Below are 21,627 nucleotides of genomic sequence, written 5' to 3' on the forward strand. Positions count from 1 at the left end.
GTGATGGTGCCGGAGCCGTTGATCGACAGCCACGGCAGGCGCATCGACTATCTGCGCCTGTCGGTGACCGACCGCTGCGATTTGCGCTGCCGCTATTGCCGGCCGGCGCGCGACGCGTCATACGCCGAGCGCGCCGACTGGCTGAGCTTTGCCGAAATCCGCCATGTTGTGAGCCTGTTCGCCGCCATGGGCGTGGGCCGGGTGCGGCTGACCGGCGGCGAGCCGCTGCTGCGCGCCGGCATCGTCGATCTGGTGGCGGACTTGGCCGCCATGCCCGTCGTGAGCGATCTGTCCTTGTCCACCAACGCCACCCAGCTGGCGCGGTACGCGACCCGTCTCAAGGCGGCAGGCCTGAACCGGGTCAATGTCAGCCTGGATTCGCTCAGGCGCGAATGCGTCAGCGAACTGTGCGGCCGCGACAGCCTGGACGCCACGCTGGCCGGCCTGATGGCCGCCAAGGCGGCCGGGCTGGCCCCGATCAAGCTGAATATGGTGGCGCTGCGCGGCGTCAACGATGGCGAGATCGAATCCATGGCGGCGTTTTGTTTCGAGCATGGCTTCATTCTGCGCCTGATCGAAGCGATGCCCATGGGCGAGGCCGGCCGCGCCGCAGCCTATCTGCCTTTGGATGAGGCGAGGGTCCGGCTCATTCGGCGTTTCGCGCTTCAGCCCTGCGCCACTGAGCTGGGCGGCGGCCCCGCCCGCTACTGGCAAACCGCCGACGGGCGCGGGCAGGTGGGCTTCATCACGCCGCTGTCCCAGCACTTCTGCGCCACCTGCAACCGCGTGCGGCTGACGGTGGACGGCACGCTTTATCTATGCCTGGGCCAGGAGCATAAGCTGGAATTGCGGCAGCTGTTGCGCGGCGGCGCCGGCGACGAGGCGTTGTCCTCCGCCATCCGGCGGGCGGTGGCGCGCAAGCCCTGGGGGCATGATTTTGCAGCTGCGCCCAGCCGGGTGCTGCGCTTCATGTCGCATACCGGCGGCTGAGAAAACAATGAAATTGACTGACCTGAGGAAACGAAAATGAAAACACGCATCTGGATATCGCTCCCCCTGATGGCCTTGCTGCCGGGCCTGGCGCTGGCGCACATAGGCAGCGATGCCGGCATCCACCACGGCACGGCCTTTTTCATGGGATTTGTCCACCCATTCACCGGGCTGGATCACTTCGCCGCCATGCTGGCGGTGGGCATCTGGAGCGTGCTGGCCACGCGCCAGGTATGGGCGATGCCGTTTGCCTTCGCCGGATTGTTGCTGGTGGGCGGGTTGATCGGCTTTACCGGCGCGGCCGTGCCGGTGGTGGAGCCGATGATTGCGGCTTCCCTGCTGGTGCTGGGTCTTTTGGTATGCGCCCGCGTGCGGCTGGCCTTGCCCTGGGGGCTGGCCGTAGTGGGGCTGTTCGCGCTGTTTCATGGCATCGCCCACGGCAGCGAGCTGCCGGCGGCTCAGGCCGTGGCGGCGCTGAGCGGCATGGCGCTGGGCACCATGATCCTGCACATCGCCGGCATGGCCATAGGCGTGTTCTTCAAGGCGCGCAGCGCCTGGTACGCCCGCGTGCTGGGCGGCGGCATTGCCTTGCTGGGCGCGGGGTATCTGGCCGGGGTGCTGTAGTTCGATGCCATTGAGGCATGCCATCATGCCGTCCGCCATGAAGGCGGGCGGCATTTCATTTGTCGGGTTGAAGCGAAAGAGGCGGTGCCTGGTCTGTAAAAGGTAAATGACAATAATCAATAAATCGGCAGTAAATATTGAAATTGAATAATTGACTGGGTTATTGTTCTGTTTTTCTTACAAACCGGACGGAGCAATGGCGAGAACCATTTCCCTGAAAAGACGCTTGTTGCTGCAGACCATAGGCGCCATCGTGCTGGTGTGCATCCTGGGCGCTTTGCTGATGAACGCGTTGCGCCAGCAAATGCTGTCTGATCGGCGCGACTTGCTGCGCAGCCAGGTGGAGACCGTGAACAGTCTGGTGGCGCGGCATGAGGCGCAAGCGGCCGCCGGCCTGGTGCCCGAGGCGGAGGCGCAGCGCCTGGCGCTGCAGGAGCTGACGCGCCTGCGGTTTGACGGCAACGAGTATTTCTTCGCGCTGGACAAGGACCTGAAATGGCTGGCCCATGGCATGAATCCCAAGCTGGTGGGCCGCAATATGCACGGCGTCAAGGACGGGGCCGGGGCCGATATCGGCGCGCTGTTCGAGCAGGCTGTGCGGGACGGCGGCAGCAAGGGCTATGTGCAGTATGTTTGGGCCAAGCCCGGGGTGGCCCAGCCGCAGCCGAAAATGGCTTACTTCCAGGCCACGCCGCGCTGGGGCTGGATCATCGGCACCGGTTTGTATCTGGATGATGTCAACGCGGTGCTGTTGAGCCAGCTCTTGAGCGTGGGCGGGCAGGTGCTGCTGTTTATGGTAGTAAGCCTGTCGCTGGGTTGGTGGGTGTATCGCAGCGTGATGCGCGAACTCGGCGCAGAGCCGTCCGAAGCGGCCGCCATCGTGCGCGAAATCGCCGCCGGCAAGCTGGACCGCGAGATCACGCTGGCGGAGGGCGACCGCGACAGTCTGCTGTCGAATATCCGCGAGATGCAGGGGCAGCTGCGGCGGCTGGTCGGCGAGATCATGCGCGATGCCGATGAGCTGGGCCGCCTGAACGCCGACGTGGTGGGCGGCGCCCGCATGGTGGCGGACAACTCGCAGGGCCAGAGCGAGGGCGCGGCCGCCATGGCGGCGTCGGTGGAGCAGCTGACCGTCAGCATCAACCACATCGCCCAGCATGCGGTGGACGCGCGCACCGTGTCGCAGGGTTCCGGCCAGCTGTCCGCCTCCGGCAGCGAGGTCATCGCCAAGGCCGTGGCGGAGATGCAGGGCATCAGCGAGACGGTAGACATGACGGAAGCCGCCATCGCCGAGCTGGCGAGCAAGACGTCCACCATTTCCAGCATCATGCAAGTGATCAAGGACATCGCCGACCAGACCAATCTGCTGGCCCTGAACGCCGCCATCGAGGCGGCGCGGGCCGGCGAGACCGGCCGCGGCTTCGCCGTGGTGGCGGATGAGGTGCGCAAGCTGTCCGAGCGCACGGCCAAGGCTACGGAGCAAACCGCGGAGATGATCAGCGAAATTCAGGCCAGTTCCGACCTGTCGCGGCAGAATATGAGCGAGACGGTGGCGCGGGTCCGCACCGGTTTGGAACTGGCGGAGCAGGGCGGCGAGCTGATCCAGCGCATACACGGCAGCGCCAGCCAGGTGGTGCAGGTGGTCAACGACATCTCGCACGCGCTGCAGGAGCAGGGCACGGCCAGCCAGGACATCGCGCGGCACGTGGAGAAGATCGCCCAGGTGGCGTCCGGCAACGCCGTGGCCGCCACCCAGGCCTCGGAAAGCATACAGCGCATCGAGGAGGTGACGGGCAGCCTGCGTTCGTCTGTTGCGCAATTCCAGGTGTAGCGCAGCGGAATTTCCTGGCGGGGCAGTGTGATGAAGCCGGATGGCGCGAGCCAGCCGGCTTTTGTTTTCGCAAAGCCGATGTGACGCTCGTCAGCTGCTGCTATCGACGCCATTTGCATAGGATGCGGGCTTTGAGAAGACTATTCGGCAAGTTTTTTTGCATCTGCAGCCGGACGGCAGTAGCATGGCGCCCGCTCGTCGCGCAAGGCGATGGGCCAGGTGATGCGATGGCGGCATGTGCGGTCGGTAGCAAGGGATGTCAACATGCCGCAGGGGCAGTATGGAAATGGCAATGAGAGAAAGCGGCAGGGTAGCCGCATGATGGTGGCCACGCATGTCGCGTTTGGCGCGTTCTGCGCGGTGGCCGCCGCGCTGGTCTTGCATGCGCCGCCGCTGATGGCGGCATTGCTGCTGGCCGGCGGCCTGGCCGGCTCGCTGCTGCCGGATATCGACCATCCCAAGAGCTGGCTGGGCCGGCGCATTCCCTTCCTCTCCCGCCCGGTGGCCTATCTGTTTGGCCATCGCGGCATCACCCACAGTCTGCTGGCCGTGGTGGGCGTGTTCTACGCCAGCGCCGCCTGCCTGCACGAGTGGGGTGTCCGACTGGGTCACGCCATGCCTTTGGTGCTGGGCCTGTGCGTCGGCTACGCCTCGCATCTGGTAGGCGACTGGCTGACCCCGGCGGGCATTCCGCTATTGTGGCCGGTGCGGGTGCGTTTCCGCGCGCCGCTGATGTTGCTGGGCCCCAAGATGGCCGAACCGCTGATGACGGTTGGCCTGTGGTTCGGCGCCGGCTTTCTGATGAGCAAAACTTTCTGAGTTGTTGCGTTTGCGCAGATGGCGTCGATTTTTCCAAGCATATTGAGTAGATTCGATTGCGGACTGATTTATACAGTCGTATAAGTCAGCCATGGATGCCTCGAAAAAATCCGGCGATACCCGACAGCGCCTGCTGAGCCAGGGTCTGGACATGGTGCGGCGCACCGGCCTGCGGGGCCTGGTGGTGCGCGAGGTGGCCGCCGCCGCTGGGGTGAATCCAGGCAGCTTCGTTTATCACTTCGGCAACCGCGAACGCTTTGTCACCGAACTGGTCGAGCTGTGGTACGCGCCTATCTACCGGCAGCTGCGCCAGGCGGCCCGTCTGCGGCAGCCGGGTGATGCCCTGGCGCGCTTGCGCGACGTCATCGAACAGCTGCTGCAACTGGCGGCCGCACATGCCGGTTTCGCCAGCCATCTGGCGGCGGACGCTTTGGCCGGCGAGCCGGCGGCGCAAGCGTTTTTGCTGCGGCTGCCGTCGCGCCATATGCGTTTGCTGTTGGTATTGCTGGCCCGGGCCCAGCGCCAGGGGCGCCTGGTAGACGCGCCGCCGCCGCAACTGCTGTGCTACTTGGTCTCGGCCATCGGGCTGCCCTTGCTGTTGGCGCGGGGCCCGCTGGCTGCCTGCGATTGGCTGCCGCAGCAGGCGAGGCAGCTCCAGCGCTGGATGGCGGATATTCCGGCGGCGCGGCAACGCCTGGCCTGGGCGCTGGCCGGCATTACCAGAATGGGAGAGTAACCATGCGCAAGCGTTGGATGGCGGCGTTGGCCTTATTGCTGCTGGCGGCGGGCGGAACCGCTTACTACCTCTACCAACGCGCGGCGGAGGCGGCGCGCCAGTCCACTCTGTACGGCAATGTGGACATCCGCGACGTGACGCTGTCGTTCCGGGTGTCCGGCCGTCTGGCCAAAGTGCTGGTGGACGAAGGCGACCAGGTGCAGCCGGGGCAGATACTCGCTCAGTTGGATGTCGAACCGTTGCGCAACAGCCTGAACGCGGCCATCGCCAACGAGGCGGCCCTGGCGGCGCGCAACGCGCTGATCCACAAAGGCAACCGCAGCGAGGACATCGCCCAGGCGCGGGCCAGGCTGGAAGCGGCCAAGGCGGCGCTGGTCCAGGCGGAAAGCGAATATCGGCGGCAAAGCAGGCTGACGCCGGATGGCGCGAGCAGCCAGCAGCTGTTGGAAACCGCCCGCTCGCAGCGCGATCAGGCGCAAGCCCAGCGCGATGCGGCCCAGCAGCAGTGGAAATTGCTGGCCAGAGGTTACCGGCCGGAGGAAATCGCCGAGTCCGACGCCCAGCTGAAACAGGCGCGCGCCGATCTGGCCGCCGCCCGGCTGGCCCTGCGGGACGCCAGCCTGCAATCGCCCAGCGCCGGCATCATTCTGACGCGGGCGGTGGAGGTCGGCAGCCTGGTGCAGGTAGGCGCGCCGGCGTTCAATCTGTCGCTGCGCCAGCCGGTGTGGGTACGCGCCTATGTAACGGAAAGCCAGCTGGGACGTTTTTCTTCAGGCACCAAGGTGACGATTGCCAGCGACAGCCACCCGGACAAGCGCTATCACGGCGTGGTCGGCTTTGTTTCGCCGACCGCCGAATTCACGCCCAAGTCAGTCGAAACCGTCGATCTGCGCACCTCCTTGGTCTACCGCATCCGCGTGGTGGTGAGCGACGCCGACGCCGGCCTGAACCATGGCATGCCCGTGACGGTGAGGCTGGCGTCATGATCGCCGCCATCCGCGCCGAAAAGCTGGCCAAGCGCTTTCCCGGCGCCAGCATGGACGCGGTGGCGGAGGTGGCCCTGGAGATTCCAGCGGGCTGCATCGCCGGGCTGGTGGGGCCGGACGGCGCGGGCAAGACCACGCTCTTGCGCATGCTGGCCGGTTTGCTGTCGCCCAGCGGCGGGTCGGCCCGGGTGGCGGGGCTTGACCCGCAAGCCGACGCCGACGCCTTGCGGCGCAGCATCGGCTATATGCCGCAGAAATTCGGCTTGTACGAAGACCTGACGGTGCAGGAAAACCTGGACCTGTACGCCGAGTTGCGCGAGGTGGGCGCCCAGGACAAGAGCGGGGAATTCCAGCGCCTGCTGGCGCTGACCGACCTGGCGCCGTTCACCGGCCGCTACGCGGGGAAGCTGTCCGGCGGCATGAAGCAGAAGCTGGGCCTGGCTTGCGCGCTGCTGGGCAAGCCCAGGGTGCTGCTGCTGGACGAGCCGGGCGTCGGCGTGGATCCGATCTCGCGCCGCGAGCTATGGAAGCTGATCCGCGCGCTGTCGGCCGAAGGCATCGCCATATTGTTGAGCACCGCGTATCTGGACGAGGCAGAGGCCTGCGACGTGGTCTATCTGATGGACCATGGCCGCATCCGCGCCGGCGGCCCGCCGGCCGAGCTGATCCAGCCACTGGCCGGCCGCTGTCTAAGCTTGTCCGGCATTGCCGGCAACCGTCGTCAGCTCTTGCAGCGGCTGTTGCGACAGCCTGAACTGATGGACGGCACGATACAAGGCAGCGGCTTGCGCCTGTTGCTGCGCGATGAAAATCGCTGGCCGGATTTGCGACTGGCCGATGCCGGTCCGGACGCCGCGCTGCAGGCCGCGCCGCCGCGGCTGGAGGATGCCTTCATCAGCCTGCTGGGCGGCGGGCCGGGCGGCGATTCGGTGCTGGCCGCGGTGATGCCGCCAGTGCCTGTCCATCATCAGGAGGCGGTGATCGAGGCGCGGGGGCTGACCAAGCGCTTTGGCGATTTCTACGCCACGGATAATGTCAGCTTCGCCGTGCGGCGCGGAGAGGTGTTCGGCCTGCTGGGGCCGAATGGCGCCGGGAAGTCCACCACCTTCAAGATGGAGTGCGGCCTGCTCAAACCGAGCAGCGGCCAGGCGCTGGTGATGGGGCTGGATTTGAAAGCCAGCCCCACCGCGGCGCGGCAGCAGCTGGGCTATATGGCGCAGAAGTTTTCGCTGTATGCCCAGTTGACGGTGCGGCGCAATCTGATGTTCTTCTCCGGCGTCTATGGCGTGTCCGGCAAGGCGCAGAAGGAAAAAGTCGGACAAATGGAGCAAGTGTTCGGCCTGGGGCCGTATATGGACGCGGTGGCCGCCACGCTGCCGCTGGGTTTCAAGCAGCGGCTGGCGCTGGCCTGCGCGGTGATGCATGAGCCGCCCTTGTTGTTCCTCGACGAGCCGACCTCAGGCGTGGACCCGGTGACGCGGCGCGAATTCTGGACGCATATCAATGGCCTGGCGGAGAAGGGCGTCACCGTGCTGGTGACCACCCACTTCATGGACGAGGCGGAATATTGCGACCGCATCGCCCTGGTCTATCGCGGCAAGCTGCTGGCGCTGGATACGCCGGATGCGCTGAAGGCCAGCGTTGCCAGTTCAGCCAGGCCCAATCCGACGATGGAGGATGCCTTCATCCAGTTGGTCGAGGAGGCGGATCGATGAACTGGCGCAGACTATGGGCCTTGTGCCGCAAGGAGAGCTTCCAGATCGTGCGCGATCCGAGCAGCATCCTGATCGCCTTCATCCTGCCGGTGGCCTTGCTGTTCATCCTCGGTTACGCGGTGAATCTGGATTCGGCCCATATCCGCCTGGGTCTGCTGAACCAGGATGGCGGCGCCGCCGCGCAAAGTCTGGCGGCCACTTTCCATGCCACGCCGTCATTCGAGGTGAAGCCGGTCAAAAACCGGGCGGAGCTCGATGAAATGCTGGCGCATGGCAAGATACGCGGCGCGGTGATCATCGCCAACGATTTTTCGCGCAACTGGCAGAGGCGCAGCGGCACGATACAGCTGCTGACGGACGGCGCAGAACCCAATACCGCCAATTTCGTCGCCGCCTATGCGCAGGGCGCCTGGCTGCAGTGGCAGCAGGCGGAAGCGGACGAGCATGGGCGGGCGCCGCCGCCGGCCATAGAGATTGAGCAGCGCGTCTGGTTCAACCCCAGCGCGGAGAGCCCCAACTTTCTGGTGCCCGGCACCATCGCCATCGTCATGACCATTGTCGGCGCGCTGTTGTCGTCGCTGGTGGTGGCGCGCGAATGGGAGCGCGGCACCATGGAGGCGCTGCTGTCCACGCCGGTCAGCCGCACAGAGCTGTTATTGTCCAAGATACTGCCGTATTACGTGCTGGGCATCGCCGCCATGCTGTTGTGCCTGTTGGTGGCGGTGTTTGTCATGCAGGTGCCGTTCCGCGGGCCGCTGTGGCTGCTGTGGCTGATGTCCTCCTTGTTCCTGGCCAATGCCTTGGGGATGGGATTGTTTCTGTCCACGGTGATGCGCACCCAGTTTGACGCGGCGCAGGCGGCGCTGACCGCCGGCTATCTGCCGGCGCTGATGTTGTCCGGCTTTGTGTTCGAGATTTCCAGCATGCCGCTGCCCTTGCAGTGGCTGACCCGCATCCTGCCGGCGCGCTATTTCGCCAGCACGCTGCAGACGCTGTTCCAGGCCGGCGTGATCCCGTCGCTGCTGTGGTTCAACGCGGCCAGCCTGATCGCGCTGGGCGCGTTCTGGCTGGGGCAGACCGTGCGCAAGACTAGACGAACGCTGGATTGATGCCATGTGGCAACGCTTGCTGTGGCTGATCGTCAAGGAACTGCAGACCATCATGGGCAATCGCCAGGAACGGCTGTTGCTGGTGGTGCCGGTGCTATTGCAGCTGGTGGTGTTTCCGTTTGCCGCCACGCTGGAGGTCAAGCATGCCAGCCTGGCGGTGTACAACCAGGATGCCGGCGCGGCATCGCAGGAATTGGTGAAACGGCTGGCCGTCAGCGCCACCTTCGATCATGTGGTGCCGGTGCATAGCCTGCCCGAGCTGCGCGATTGCATAGACCGGCAGTGCGCGCTGCTGGCGGTGGTGTTTCCGCAGGATTTCTCGCGCGCGCTGGCGTCCGGGCGGAGCGCGCCGCTGCAGGTGATCGTCGATGGGCGGCGTTCCAACAGCGGGCAGATCGCCAGCGCTTATATTGGCCAAATCGTGGCGGGCTATCAGGCCGAGCGCGACGGCCCCATGCCGCAGCTGGCGGTGCGCAACCTCTACAATCCCAATCTGGAATATCAATGGCATGTGCTGCCCAGCCTGGTGGCCATCATCACCACCATAGGCTGCCTGATCGTGACCGCCCTGTCGGTGGCGCGCGAGCGCGAGGAGGGCACCTTCGACCAGCTATTGGTATCGCCGTTGACGCCGGCCTACATCATGGCCGGCAAGGCGGTGCCCGGCATTCTGGTGGCGCTGCTGCAAGGCACCCTGATCGCGCTGGCGGCGGCATGGGTGTACCGCGTGCCGTTCGACGGCTCGATGGCCTTGCTGCTGCTCAGCATGGCCAGCTATGGCCTGGCGCTGGCCGGCGTCGGCCTGTTCATCTCTTCCCTGTCGCGCACCCAGCAGCAGGCTTTTCTGGGCGTGTTCTCGTTCATGGTGCCGGCGGTCATCCTGTCCGGCTATGTCTCGCCGATCGAAAACATGCCCGAAGCGCTGCAATGGCTGGCGCGGATCAACCCCCTCAGCTACTTCATCCCCATTCTCAAAGGGACATTCTTGAAGGGATACGGCTTTGCCGACGCCTGGCCTTGGCTGCTGCCGCTGTGGCTGATCGCGCTGGTCACGCTGAGCCTGGCGCTGTGGTGCTTCCGCCGTCATGTGGAATAGGCGCTCTGAGGCTGGCGGCGTGCGGCAGCCCTTCCAGCGCGCCGCGCAGGATGCGTTCGCAGCGCGGCAGCGTGGCCGGCCCGTTTTCCAGCAATTCATATAAGCCGGTGAACAGATAAACCAGATAGTCCGCGGTCAGTCCCACGTCCAGCGTCGCGGGCAGTTCGCCTTGGGCGATGGCGCGGCGCAATTGCCGCCGCGTGTAGTGCATGGTGAGCCTGTCCGCCATCTCGCGCCGCCGCAGCACGCTGCGGTTCTCTTCGATTTGTTCGCACTTCAGGTAGAGAATCTGGCTGACCCGCTGCGGCGAGCCCGGCTCCAGGAACTGCGCCAGGTAGTAGCAGCCGGCGGCCAGCAAGGTGTCGCAGGCGGAGCCGCGCTGGGCGGGGAATCGCAGCGCGTCCAGCGCGAAGGCGCGATCTATCATGGCCTGACATACCTGCAGCTTGTTGTCGTAATGGCCGTACACCGCGCCGCGCGATACGCCGGCGGCGTCTGCGATTTCCGCCATGGTGGTATTGGCGATGCCTTTGGCCAGAAACACCCGCTCCGCGCCGTCGAGGATCGCGTCCCGGGTTTTTTGAGAGTCTTCCTTGGTTTTGCGCGCCATACCGTTTCCATTGTTTTCTTTGTGGGAACATTGTGCCGGAAAATAATTAATCACGCATGATTGATTAAATGATAAAATCGCGTTTTCTCATGCTTTATGTCTGTTATGTCGAACGTGCATACCCGCGATCTAGATACGCTGCCCGTCTCCAAACTGTTCTGGCGCTATGCCATCCCTTCCGTTGCCGGCATGCTGGTGACCGGACTGTACGCCGTGATCGATGGCGTGTTTGTCGGCCACTATGTCGGCAGCCATGGCCTGGCCGCGATCAACCTGGCCTATCCGATGGTGATGCTGCAGGTGGGTCTGGGCGCGATGATCAGCATGGGCGTGGCCACGCGCATCGCGATCCGCCAAGGGGCGGGCGACATGGCGGGCGCGCGCGGCGCGCTGTTGGCCGCCTTGCTGCTGCTGGCGCTGTTTGGCGCGCTGATTCCGCTGTTTGGCCTGCCCAATATCGATGTGCTGTTGGGCTGGCTGCGCGCGGATGGGCAGGCAGAGGTGAGGGAGCAGGCTTATCCGTATCTGTGGTGGATGCTCAGCGGCGCAGTGCTGACCATGGGGCAGATGCTCGTCACCTATCTGGTGCGCAATGATGGCCGGCCTGGCTTGGCCACGGTATTGACCACGCTGGGCGCCTTGCTGAACATTTTGCTGGATTACGTGTTTGTCGGTCTGATGGCGATGGGGCTGGAAGGCGCGGCTATCGGCACCTTGATCGCCGAAGGCGTGGTGCTGACCCTTGGCTTGGGCTATTTCTTCACTCGCCATGCCGGATTGCGTCTGCGCTTGCGCGCGTTGGCCCCGGACTGGCGCGCCTTATGGCCGGTGATTGCGCTGGGCGCGCCTAGCCTGTTGATGGAGCTGAATCTGGCCGTGCTGCTGTACGCGCATAATTATCAGCTGCTGCAATGGGGCAATGATCTTAGCGTGGCGGCCTATGCGGTGGCGGGGTATACCGAGTCCCTGTTCGTGCTGGTGATTCACGGCCTGGCGGTGGGCATGCAGCCTTTGCTTGGCCATGCCACTGGGGCCGGGCAGCCGGAGCGTGTCCGCGCCGCGCTGCAGCATGGTTTGAAAGTGTGCATGGCGATTGGCCTGGCGGCGCTGGCTGCGGTGCAGGCTTTTCCGGCCGCCATCGCCAGCTGGTACAGCGATGGCAGCGCCGAGCTGATCGAAGCGGGCAGCCGCGCGCTGCAATTGCATCTGCTGGCCATGCCGCTGGATGGTCTGGTGGTGGTGGGATGCACTGTCCTGCAGGCGATGGCCATGACACGGCTGGCCTTGGGCATCACGGTAAGCAAGACCATTTTGTTATTGCCGTCGCTTGGCCTGCTGCCCTTGCTGATGGGGCTGGACGGCGTCTGGCTGGCGATGCCCTTGGTCAACCTGTTGTTGGGCATGCTGGTCATGGCAATCATGTGGCGCGAGTTGCGCCGGCTGCTGCCCGCGGGCCAGCGGATGCAGGCCGGCGCGTAAGCCGACGCGCTTATCGGTGGCGGCAAACCTGTGCGGCTCGATGGACTTGCCGCATTTGGCAGCAAACCAAAGGCCCCATCTACTGGATGGGGCCTTTTCGATTGGCGTGTCGGGTTCAGGCGGTTTTGGCGCCGATTGGAATCTCAATCAGCGTTTTGCGGCTCTCATGCGGCGGATAATCAACATGCACCACCTGCATCATCGCCATATCCTTCAGGCGTTTGCGCATGGGGTGGGATTCCGCTGCATCCTCATCGCCATCAAATGCCTCATTGCTGGACATTTGCTGCTTGTCTTTGAGTTGTTGTTTCTCAAAGCCGGTCAAGGGACGTTGCAGGATGCATTCCAGTGGTTCATCCAGTTCCAGTTTGCTGTCAAGCATGGCACTCACCTTTACGAAAGGGGTCTCCGCCTGGCCCTGTAGGCATTGGCGGGCTGAACTTTGCCATTGCATGATATCCGTCTGTAGGCCGCTTGTTTATAAGTAAGAACCGCTATTCCTGTACAAATATTCCTGTCCAAAAGTGTTGAGTTAACAGTGGCTTAGCCCGGGATTTTGATTCGTGTTAGATCGAAGGAGGCGGAACGGGTGTCTGGCGATTATGCTGAGAAAAACCCGTATAAGGATGAGCGTTTCATGCTGATTCGTCTCTTGTCAGGCTTGGCCCTGCTGTGGGCGATGGCGCCCGCCCGCGCCTTGGAGCCTTTGTCCATTTATACCGATGAGTGGCCGCCCATCAGTTTTGAAGACGGCGGCGAGGTGAAGGGGATGGCGGTGGATCTGGTCAACCAGATTCAACATCGCCTGCATCAGGACCAGCCGGTGAAATTGCTGCCATGGGCGCGTGCCTATAACTTCTTGCTGACGCGGCCCAATGTGCTGCTGTTTGTGCTGGGCCGCACGGTCGAGCGGGAAAAGCTGATGACCATGGTCGGCCCGGTGGCGGCGTCGGAGATCAATCTCTATTGCCGCAAGGGCGAGGCGGAGGCGCTGCGACGCCTGGGCGACAAGCTGCAGCTGCAGCCGGTGACGGCATTTCGCAGCAGCATTTTCCTGGCGGTGGCCAAGCAGCATGGATTCAAGAATATCGTGGAGAGCGCCGATCCGGTGCAGTCCGCGTTGCTGTTGCACGCCAACCGCGTGTCGATGTGGTCGGAGGGCGACAGCGTGGTTGACAAGGTGATGCGCAAGGCCGGGCTGCCGGTGGAGGAAATCGAGCTGCTGCAGCCTTTGGAAAAAATTGATCTCTACTTGGCTTTTTCCCGCGGGACCGACCGCGCCACCATTCTGACTTGGGAACAGACGTTGCGCGATCTCAAGCGCGACGGCAGCTTTCGCAAGCTTTATCAGCGCTGGCTGCCTGGCGCGACCGCGCCCATGCAGGTGGAGCGTGTTGGCGTAGAGCCCTGAGCGCGGCATGGAGCGGGAGGCGGCGCTATGGTATATTTGGCGGTTTTGGCGCGCGCTGCGGTGGAAAAACCGCAAATCGCCCCTATCTGTGAGCGGATGGGGCCGAATGGCCCGCAACAAGAGCAAGGTAAGCCGCATGACAACCATCGTGGCCGTACGCAAGGGCAATCAGATCGCTATTGCCGCAGACAGCCAGACGACTTTCGGCGACGACCAGAAACTGCTGGCGCCGTACGATTGTTTCCATGACAAGATCTTCCAGCATGGCGACAGCTATCTGGCGGTGTCCGGTTCCGCCGCGCACGACCTGGTGCTGAAGCGGGCGCTGGCCGATCTGAAAAAGAAGGACCTGAGCAGCCGCCAGGGCATCTTCGAAACCTTCCGCAAGCTGCATCCCAAATTGAAGGACGCCTTCTATCTGCGGCCGGAAGAGGATGAAGAAGATCCGTACGAATCCAGCCAGATGATGGTGGTGATCGCCAATCGGCACGGCATTTTTGGCGTCTATCCGATGCGCGAGATCTATGAGTTCTCCCGCGTCTGGGCCATAGGCTCCGGCCGCAAGTTCGCCATGGGGGCGATGTACGCGGTGTACGACCAGGACCTGACGGCCAAGGAAATCGCCGAGATCGGCGTGCGCGCCGGCTGCGAATTCGACGTCAGCTCCTCGCTGCCGATGACCGTCTATACCGTTGAGCTGGCCGCCGCCGCGGCCAAGGAAGCATGAGCATGAACCAACACGACAAACTGCAACGATTCCTGTTTGACGGCGCGCCGGTCCGCGGCGCGCTGGTGAGGCTGGACGGCGCCTGGCAGCAGGTGCTGAGCCGCCGTTCCTATCCGCCGGTTTTGAAAACCGTGCTGGGCGAGATGATGGCCGCCTCGGTGCTGATGGCTGCCAATCTGAAATTCGATGGCACGCTGATTCTGCAAATCCACGGCACCGGCGCGCTGAAGCTGGCGGTGGTGGAGTGCAACAACGACCGCACCGTGCGCGCCACGGCCAAATGGGACGGCGAGCTGGCGAATAAGCCGCTGAGCGAACTCTTGGGCGAGGGCGGCAAATTTGTGCTGACGCTGGAGCCCCGCCTGGACAAGAACCAGACCTGGCAAGGCATTGTGGCGCTGGAGGGTGATTCCGTCGGCCAGATGCTGGAAAACTACATGCTGCGTTCCGAGCAGCTGGACACCGCGCTGGTGCTGGCCAGCAACGACAGCACTGCCGCCGGCATGCTGCTGCAGCGCCTGCCGGAAGGCCATGGCGAAGCCGAAGGCTGGAACCGCATCCAGACGCTGGGCCGCACGCTGAAGGCGGATGAATTGCTAGGCTTGGGCGCCGAGGACATACTGCACCGTCTGTTCCATGAGGAAGAGGTGCGCGTGTTCGAGCAGGAGGGCGTCAGCTTCAGCTGCAATTGCTCGCGCGAGCGCGTCAGCAATATGCTGACCATGCTGGGCGGCCAGGAAGTCGGCGAAGTGGTGGTGGAGCAGGGCAGCGTGGAAATCGTCTGCGATTACTGCAACCAGCATTATGTGTTCGACGAAGACGACATCAACCAGCTGTTTGATTACGACGTGGTGGCGGCAGTGCGCGAAGCGCGCCACTGATCCCTGTCCTCATCCACAAAAAAGCCGCGCAAAGCGGCTTTTTTTGCATTCTTTGTCTGCGTCAGGCTTTGCGAACCAGCACCTTGAGCATCGGCGTGCGGGACAGCGTCCACATGCTGACCGCCACCAGGATCAACAGCAGCGGCCACTTGGTGGCTTCCCTGGCGACGGAAACCACGCCCGGCGTGCCGATAGCATCACCGCCGCGAAATGCATGCGCAGGCAGTAGATGTCCAAGACATTGGGCGCCTGTTTTTCCCGCCAAGCACGTGCCTGTGAAAATTACCGCTTTCATTTCTTTGTTTAAGATTAAAACCTGACCTTAAACACAATATTCAATATCCATCTAATCCATTATGATTTTAATTGCGAATGGCATTAGCTTTCGTCATTTTAAAAATGGATGAGTCAATGAAAACCAATCTCTCTCCCCGCCGGTATCGGGCTTGGGGGCTTTCCGTGATCGCAGTCGCCTTGTCCGCTTGCGTCGCTACTGATGGCGGCCAGCAGCGTTCGTCCAGCCAGCCGGCGCCGCAAGCCAATCAGCCTGCAGCGCGCTATTCCTCCCACTCTCCCGCCTTGTCGGAAAAGCCTGACTATCCGCATGGCCTGCCGCCGGCGGCGCCGGCGGAGGGCAGCGCCCAGCCGCCCGCTCGGGTTCAAGGTCCGCAAGGCCAGTCGGCGCGGGCGGCAGCCCGCGGCAAGCTGCTTGCGCCGCAGTATGCCAACTGCGATGAAGCCAGGTTCGGCCAGCTGTCCGGCCAGGACTTGGTGCGCTACGTGGCCAGCGTGGACGGCACTTGCGTCAACCGCTTGTTCCAGGCGGACGCGCTGAGTTACCGCGCGGTATCGCCGGCCAATATGAAGCTGGCGGCGGCCGAAGCGCGAACGCGCGCGGCCAATTGGGACGGCCAAAACGCCAATGGCTTGTGGCCGCTGGCGGTGTTCCTCAAGGCCGGCTATTTCCTGCAATACAGCCATGCTCAGGAGGTCGGCGATTACGGTCCGGAGGTGGATAGGCCGGTAATGCAGGTGGTGGAGGCGATGGCGGCCAATGCGGCTCTGTGGAATGTCAAGGCGCTGGATGGCGGCGGCGATGCCGATGACTGGTATCGCGAGCGCGACGCGCGGCAGAGCGTGGCGGAAACCATGATCCTGGCCGACTCGGTGCGCAAGGCCGATTACGCGCTGCCGCTGCTGGGCCGTTTCTTTGGCCGTTACAACGCCGCAGTCAAGGACAACTGGGCGCGCTCCGCGCTGCATCCGATGCAGACCCTGCTGTTCAATATGCACTACCAGCCCGACTTTGCGCAGAAAGTGGAGCAGGGGCAGCTCGATGGCTTGGTGGCCAGCCTGGCAGGGCTGACGCGCGCCGGTCAATCGGCCTTTGCCGATGAGCAGATGTTCCTGAACACGCTGCGCGAAACCGGCCGCTTCATGCAGTATCCGCGCACCGCGCCCCTGGCCGAAACTGCGGTGGCCGAGCATCTGAAAGGAGAGAAGTATGGCGCGGCCTGGGCCGAGGCCGTGTATGCGCTGAAAAAGATGGGCAAGACGCCCTGCGAGCGCTACGGCATCTGCCAGGCCGAGCAGGAGCTGCGCGCGCATCTGTTCCCCAATCGCTGGAGCTTCGATAACGGCAATCTGGTATTCGAAACGCCGCTGAGTCTGGCCGATGTCGAGCCGCTGTATTACGCCATGAAACAGGTGCAGACCCAACTGTTCCGCGTGGCCGGCACCAGCAATCCGGTTCCCGATGACGGCAACGCCAAGCTGCGCATGGTGATCTATGGCACCAAGACCGACTACCAGCGCTTCCAGGGCCTGCTGAATGAGCTGTCCACCGATAATGGCGGCATCTATATCGAAAAAGACGGCACCTTCTACACCTTCCAGCGCGAAGTGCCGAAGGAAAGCTACCTGACGCTGGAAGAGCTGGTGCGCCACGAGTATGTGCACTATCTGTCCGGACGTTTCATCCAGCCTGGCATGTGGGGCACGTCAGAGTTCTACCGCGACGATCGCCGCATGCCGTGGTATGACGAAGGCTTTGCCGAGTTCATGGCCTGGAGCACCTCGCGCGATGGCATCAAGGTGCGCGGCCATGTGGTGGACGTGGTGGCGGGCGGCTGGCCGGGCAGCTTCCTGGAGCCGTCCCGCATCATGCGCTCCAGCTATAGCGACGGCTGGGATTTCTACAGCCATTCCGCGCTGTGGTTTTATTATCTGAACCAGCAGCAGCCGGGCAAGATCGCCGACATCCTGTCCGCCTTGCGCGCGGACGACGTCAAACGCTTCGACGCGCTGGTGCGCGACATGGGCGGCGATGCCGCCTTGGTGTCCGGTTTCCGCAGCTATGTCGACCAGCAGGTGAAGCTGGCGCAGACCGGGCAACTGGGCAATACCTCCACCACGGAAGGCGTGGACTGGTTGGCTGCCGATAAATGGCAAACCGGCGACGCCGCCGCCGTAGAGGCGGCGATGCGCCGCTCGCTGCCGGTAGGCTGCCAGGTGTGGGCGGACGGCAAGGATAGCGCGCTGCGCCGTTTCGAGTGCACGGGGTCGCTGCCGCTGAACGCGGCCAATACCACGCAGGCGCGGCAGGAGCTGGACCGCGTGCTGGACGGCGCCTTGCAGAGCCTGGTGAAAACCGGCGGCCTGAATAATCTGCTTGCCGCCAATTGCGCCGCCACCGACTACGACTTCAAGCGCAAGACCGCCGCCTTGCGCTGCGAAGGTCCGCTGGGTCCGGCGGGCGACGCTAAGCCGCAGCCGCCGCAGCCGGGGGAGTTGGGCTTGGCCAAGACCAGTTATGGCAGCCCGGTGCGCTGCCTGCGCGGCCAGCTGCAGGGCGTGGGTGGGGTGGAGCGCTATCAGCTGGTGCAAGGCCCGCAATTGGGCCGCGCCCAGGTGGCGGAGTGGGGGGCGTTCAACTACCGCCGCGATGCCGATCAACCCGGCGTGGGCGACAAGATGACCGTGCGCGTCAGCAAGGGCGCGCAGTCCCGCGATGTGGTGGTGGAGCTGAATGCCACGCCGCGCAATGTGCCGGAAGATCAGTGCTGGGCGCAGGCGGGCTGACGCTGTCGGGTGCCTGAAATCAGTCAAAGCCGGGTTCGCCCGGCTTTTTTGATTACAAAGGCTGAACCTCAATGGTGGCAGGCATCTCCAGCCATTCCAGAAACGCGTCGCCCAGGCGTTGGCTCTCCGCGGTGGCGGTGCGCCAGTGCTGGCGGCGCAGCTCGTCCCGGCCCAGATAGCGGCGAAAATCCCTGCGATCCGGCAGTCTGCGGCCGGGCAGGGCGGCCAGGTAGGGCCGCGACGGCGCCAGCAGCACGGTATTGGCGTGATTCGCCGCGCTGGGTTTGCGCCACGGGAGGGTCTTGTCGAACCAGCCCGGCACGATGCGGTCGGTGAAGTGCGGATACAGCGCGATCTCATCGCCGTGGGCGAAGGGGAAGTCGATGTGGTAATCGGTCAGCCCGCCGTCGCGGTAGATGGCTGGCGGCGCGTCCGGCAACTGGACGCCTTGCAGCACGCCCGGGATGGCCACCGTGCCCATCAGCGCGGCTTCCAGATTGCCGGCATGCAAGGCGTGCAGGCGGGTGGGGATGGCATCCTGCGGCTGAAAGCGCAGACTGCTGCGCGCGTCATGGCAGATCACCCGGTGGAAACTGTAACGGATCAACGGGCGGGATAGCGCGTTCAGCGCCGCCGCCACGGCCAGCCCGGCCAATAACGCGGCCTTGTCCTCGCGGTTGGCCAGCCCGTGCGATTGCACCAGCAGCAAGCTGAGCCGGTAGTGGGGATGGCTCAGGATGTTTTCCATCCCGCCCTCGCCCAGGATATCGCGCAGCATCTGCCGGGTTTGCGCGGTGATCTGGGCGATGGTGATGGCGGGATGGTAGGTTTCCTCGGTGTAGCGCTGCGCCAGCCGGGCCAACGCGGCGGCCGGATCGGGCTGCATGGCGCAGGCGAAGCGCCAGCCGCCGATCGAGGCGCCCACCAGCTCGCGCTCGCGCGGCGCCTGTTCCAGCCAGCGGAACACCGCCTGATCCAGCCCGGTCATGCCCACTGCCTTGGGGCCGCCGGCCGCGCCGGGCAGGATGGCGACTTGGTCCGGCCGCAGGCCGTCTTGCAGCAATTGCCGGGCGCGGCGGCCGGCTTTGATGATGAGCGCGGGTTGGCGGATATGAATGGCGGTCATTACGATATAAAGTGGCGAAATGGCGAAGCGTGGCCGGGTTTGTTATCCTGTTGCGTTTCGCAATTCAAGCGCGTTGCACGACGCGCCGCAGCCCAGGAGCGCCCTTGATGATACCCGCAAGCCAGTTGACCGACTATCTGCGCGAACAAGCCCTGAAACTCGATGTCACGGAACTGCAGATCGCGGTGATGACGTTGCAGGCGGTGATTGCCGTCAACAAGCCGGCGCCGCGCCGAGATCTGTATCGTTATCAGGTGCCCAAGCTGGGCGAGGGCGGCAGCTGCTCGCTGATCGACGAGCTGGATGAGACGCCTTACGACCTGCGCGTGATCTTGGGCGCGGAAACCGCCGATACGACCGCCGCGCTGGTCAACCTGCATGCGCTGCTGGATTCGGTCAACAACAAGATAGGCGCCGACTGGCTGGGCATCTACCGCAAGATTGGCGCCGGCAACAACGCCGTGCTGGTCAAGCTGGCTTATCAAGGGTTGGAAAGCCGAGCGGAATTTCCGCTGACCGAGGCATTTGCCGAGCACAGCAACAACAGCCGCGTTGGCCTGACCGGCTGGGCTGTATTAGTTGACGATGTGGCGCAGTGGCGCGCCGAAGGCGGCGGCTACTACGAGTGCGACCCCAAGGTGAAGAGCGAAGTCTGCCTGCCGGTGCTGGGCGGCGACGACAATGTGCTGGGCATCATCGACGCCGAATCCTTCCAGACCGGCCACTTTACGCCGGAGCGCTTGGTATGGCTGGCCGCGCTGGCCGTGGTGCTGCCGCAGCTGCTGGTCAAGCTGCCGCCGCTTGAAAATGAGGAATCGCTCCCCAACTAAAGTCCATTCAGGCCGCCTAACCGGCCTTTTTCCGTTGCGCCCCTCAGTGTTGGAGAAGTCATGCCGTCGCATCCGCAGTCTGTTCCTGAGCCAGTCATCCGTTATATCGCCAGCTGCCAGTTGCCCACGCCATGGGGCGAGTTCACCATGCATGGCTTTGAGGAAGAAAGCGGCCAGGAGCATGTGGCGTTGACCTTGGGCGAGGTGGCCGATGGCCAGCCGGTGCTGGCGCGGCTGCATTCGGAATGCCTGACCGGCGACGCTCTGTTCTCCCTGCGCTGCGATTGCGGCTTCCAGCTCGAAGCGGCGATGGAGGCCATCAGCAAGGCCGGGCGCGGCGCGTTGCTGTACCTGCGCCAGGAAGGCCGCGGCATCGGCCTGATCAACAAGATCCGCGCCTACAAGCTGCAGGACGGCGGCGCGGATACCGTGGAAGCCAACGAACAGCTTGGTTTCCCGGCCGACATGCGCGACTTCCGCATCGCCCGCCACATGCTGGAGCATCTGGGCATAGGCAGCGTCAGGGTGATGACCAACAATCCGCGCAAGCTGGCCACCTTGCAGGCGGCCGGCATCAGCGTGGTGGAGCATGTGCCCTTGCAGGTGGGGCGCAATCCGTATAACGACCGTTACCTGGACACCAAGGCCGCCAAGCTGGGGCATATGCTGTTCAAGTAAGGTGGATGGGCGAGCCATGCGAAGGCTCGCCAAGCGATGATAGTTGTAATATAATAAGCATTCCTATCTGGGGGCGACCTGGTTTCGACGGGGGTTGCGAAGCAGATGAGGGCATACCGGGATTTCAGTCACCCCGTAAAACGCTGAATTTATATAGTCGCAAACGACGAAACTTACGCTCTGGCAGCCTAACGGCCGGCCAGACACTACAACGGTTCGCAGATGGGCCGGGGGCGTCAAAACCCTGTAGTGTCACTCTACATCTGCTAGTGCTGTGCCGGGTTACTTGGCTCAGTGCGAAACAATAGGTAACTCGCCAAAGTCCAGCCTGTCCGTCGGCGTGGCAGCGGTTAAACCCCAAATGACACGACTAAGTATGTAGAACTCACTGTAGAGGATTTCCGGACGCGGGTTCGATTCCCGCCGCCTCCACCAACATGTCATAACTCATTGAGTGATAGCATTTCCTCAGTGAATCAAGCCCTTACATGTCCAGAGTGTGCCATAGTGCACCAAAGACCTGTAGGGGCTTTTTCTATTCCCAATTCAGAATTCATTGGTTCCAGCTATCGATATGGGCCTGATGAGTTCGCTTCTCATATCTACCTTCGACGATCCACCTACTATTTCCGACAAGTTGTTCCCGGCTTGGGAGAGATCAATTTCAGCCTGCGTACAGGCGACAAGCGGACAGCCAAGGGGCTATCGCGTAAAATAAGATACTGATTACTACCTAAGATGACAGGAGTTTCTGTACGGATGCGTATGAGCGATGAGCAGTTCAGCCAGTTGGTCTTTGAAGCAGGAGAAAGCCGGGCGCAGCTAGGGGCTGTTGACGTTTGGTGAGTGGATCGCGTTTGAGCCGATTTGGGCCGGAAGCAAGGCGCACAGTCCGCCG

19 protein-coding genes and 1 other RNA gene are annotated in these 21,627 nt (G+C 63.5%); 17 read left to right on the forward strand and 3 right to left on the reverse strand.

Going from position 1 to position 21,627, the window contains the following annotated elements; translation table 11 throughout:
• Positions 1 to 3: 3 nt before the first annotated feature.
• The 9 genes from moaA to QUG01_RS06025 all read left to right on the forward strand — a co-directional run bounded on the left by moaA (position 4) and on the right by QUG01_RS06025 (position 9,906).
• Positions 4 to 990 carry a GTP 3',8-cyclase MoaA gene (moaA, locus tag QUG01_RS05985; protein ID WP_500829333.1) on the forward strand — a complete coding sequence of 329 codons (987 nt, stop codon included), beginning with the start codon at positions 4 to 6 and terminating at the stop codon, positions 988 to 990.
• Between the two features lie 36 nt (positions 991 to 1,026).
• Positions 1,027 to 1,614, forward strand: coding sequence for a HupE/UreJ family protein (locus QUG01_RS05990; RefSeq protein ID WP_500829334.1), 588 nt, complete (start codon positions 1,027 to 1,029; stop codon positions 1,612 to 1,614).
• 196 nt (positions 1,615 to 1,810) lie between these two features.
• A complete protein-coding gene (locus QUG01_RS05995) occupies positions 1,811 to 3,445 on the forward strand; it encodes a methyl-accepting chemotaxis protein (RefSeq protein WP_500829335.1) in 1,635 nt (544 codons plus the stop codon).
• 318 nt (positions 3,446 to 3,763) lie between these two features.
• Entirely contained in the window at positions 3,764 to 4,264 is a 501-nt protein-coding gene (locus QUG01_RS06000; RefSeq protein ID WP_052246679.1) for a metal-dependent hydrolase, read from the forward strand.
• Positions 4,265 to 4,355: 91 nt separating this feature from the next.
• Positions 4,356 to 5,000 (forward strand): TetR/AcrR family transcriptional regulator, encoded by a 645-nt coding sequence (locus QUG01_RS06005; protein ID WP_500829336.1) that lies wholly within the window; start codon positions 4,356 to 4,358, stop codon positions 4,998 to 5,000.
• Between the two features lie 2 nt (positions 5,001 to 5,002).
• Entirely contained in the window at positions 5,003 to 5,986 is a 984-nt protein-coding gene (hlyD, locus tag QUG01_RS06010) for a secretion protein HlyD (RefSeq protein ID WP_500829337.1), read from the forward strand.
• Complete coding sequence (locus QUG01_RS06015; RefSeq protein ID WP_500829338.1) at positions 5,983 to 7,701, forward strand: ATP-binding cassette domain-containing protein; 1,719 nt, start codon at positions 5,983 to 5,985, stop codon at positions 7,699 to 7,701. Before hlyD ends, QUG01_RS06015 begins: the two co-directional genes overlap by 4 nt.
• Complete coding sequence (locus QUG01_RS06020; protein WP_500829339.1) at positions 7,698 to 8,810, forward strand: ABC transporter permease; 1,113 nt, start codon at positions 7,698 to 7,700, stop codon at positions 8,808 to 8,810. Before QUG01_RS06015 ends, QUG01_RS06020 begins: the two co-directional genes overlap by 4 nt.
• A 4-nt stretch (positions 8,811 to 8,814) precedes the next feature.
• Positions 8,815 to 9,906 carry an ABC transporter permease gene (locus QUG01_RS06025; protein WP_500829340.1) on the forward strand — a complete coding sequence of 364 codons (1,092 nt, stop codon included), beginning with the start codon at positions 8,815 to 8,817 and terminating at the stop codon, positions 9,904 to 9,906.
• Here the strand turns inward: QUG01_RS06025 and QUG01_RS06030 are convergent.
• Complete coding sequence (locus QUG01_RS06030; protein ID WP_500829341.1) at positions 9,860 to 10,516, reverse strand: TetR family transcriptional regulator; 657 nt, start codon at positions 10,514 to 10,516, stop codon at positions 9,860 to 9,862. The two genes, QUG01_RS06025 and QUG01_RS06030, sit on opposite strands and share 47 nt — an antisense overlap.
• A 105-nt stretch (positions 10,517 to 10,621) precedes the next feature.
• On the opposite strand from QUG01_RS06030, the gene QUG01_RS06035 reads away from it, so the two are divergent.
• Positions 10,622 to 11,995: an MATE family efflux transporter gene (locus QUG01_RS06035; protein ID WP_500829342.1), complete on the forward strand. Its 1,374-nt coding sequence runs from the start codon at positions 10,622 to 10,624 to the stop codon at positions 11,993 to 11,995.
• A gap of 115 nt (positions 11,996 to 12,110) precedes the next feature.
• On the opposite strand, the gene QUG01_RS06040 is transcribed toward QUG01_RS06035, so the two are convergent.
• On the reverse strand, positions 12,111 to 12,377 hold the full coding sequence (locus QUG01_RS06040; RefSeq protein ID WP_500829343.1) for a hypothetical protein: 267 nt from the start codon (positions 12,375 to 12,377) through the stop codon (positions 12,111 to 12,113).
• A gap of 255 nt (positions 12,378 to 12,632) precedes the next feature.
• Between QUG01_RS06040 and QUG01_RS06045 the strand changes: the two genes are divergently transcribed.
• From QUG01_RS06045 to QUG01_RS06060, 4 genes are all read left to right on the forward strand, one after another.
• The gene (locus QUG01_RS06045; RefSeq protein WP_500829344.1) at positions 12,633 to 13,406 is read left to right on the forward strand and encodes a substrate-binding periplasmic protein; all 774 of its coding nucleotides are present in this window, start codon (positions 12,633 to 12,635) and stop codon (positions 13,404 to 13,406) included.
• A 136-nt stretch (positions 13,407 to 13,542) separates the two neighbouring features.
• Positions 13,543 to 14,133: an Ntn hydrolase family protein gene (locus tag QUG01_RS06050; RefSeq protein ID WP_043622951.1), complete on the forward strand. Its 591-nt coding sequence runs from the start codon at positions 13,543 to 13,545 to the stop codon at positions 14,131 to 14,133.
• Positions 14,130 to 15,014 carry an Hsp33 family molecular chaperone HslO gene (gene hslO / locus QUG01_RS06055; protein WP_500829345.1) on the forward strand — a complete coding sequence of 295 codons (885 nt, stop codon included), beginning with the start codon at positions 14,130 to 14,132 and terminating at the stop codon, positions 15,012 to 15,014. Before QUG01_RS06050 ends, hslO begins: the two co-directional genes overlap by 4 nt.
• A gap of 411 nt (positions 15,015 to 15,425) precedes the next feature.
• The gene (locus QUG01_RS06060) at positions 15,426 to 18,095 is read left to right on the forward strand and encodes a M9 family metallopeptidase N-terminal domain-containing protein (protein WP_500829346.1); all 2,670 of its coding nucleotides are present in this window, start codon (positions 15,426 to 15,428) and stop codon (positions 18,093 to 18,095) included.
• A gap of 52 nt (positions 18,096 to 18,147) precedes the next feature.
• Here QUG01_RS06060 and QUG01_RS06065 read toward each other — a convergent pair whose 3' ends face one another.
• Positions 18,148 to 19,221 carry a patatin-like phospholipase domain-containing protein gene (locus tag QUG01_RS06065; RefSeq protein ID WP_500829347.1) on the reverse strand — a complete coding sequence of 358 codons (1,074 nt, stop codon included), beginning with the start codon at positions 19,219 to 19,221 and terminating at the stop codon, positions 18,148 to 18,150.
• Between the two features lie 107 nt (positions 19,222 to 19,328).
• On the opposite strand from QUG01_RS06065, the gene QUG01_RS06070 reads away from it, so the two are divergent.
• From QUG01_RS06070 to ssrA, 3 genes are all read left to right on the forward strand, one after another.
• On the forward strand, positions 19,329 to 20,051 hold the full coding sequence (locus tag QUG01_RS06070) for a GAF domain-containing protein (protein WP_500829349.1): 723 nt from the start codon (positions 19,329 to 19,331) through the stop codon (positions 20,049 to 20,051).
• Positions 20,052 to 20,111: 60 nt separating this feature from the next.
• Positions 20,112 to 20,729 (forward strand): GTP cyclohydrolase II, encoded by a 618-nt coding sequence (gene ribA / locus QUG01_RS06075; RefSeq protein WP_052246674.1) that lies wholly within the window; start codon positions 20,112 to 20,114, stop codon positions 20,727 to 20,729.
• A gap of 69 nt (positions 20,730 to 20,798) precedes the next feature.
• Positions 20,799 to 21,164, forward strand: a transfer-messenger RNA (tmRNA) gene (gene ssrA, locus QUG01_RS06080).
• Positions 21,165 to 21,627 lie beyond the last annotated feature (463 nt).

This window comes from Chromobacterium sp. CCUG 76385, assembly GCF_059916625.1.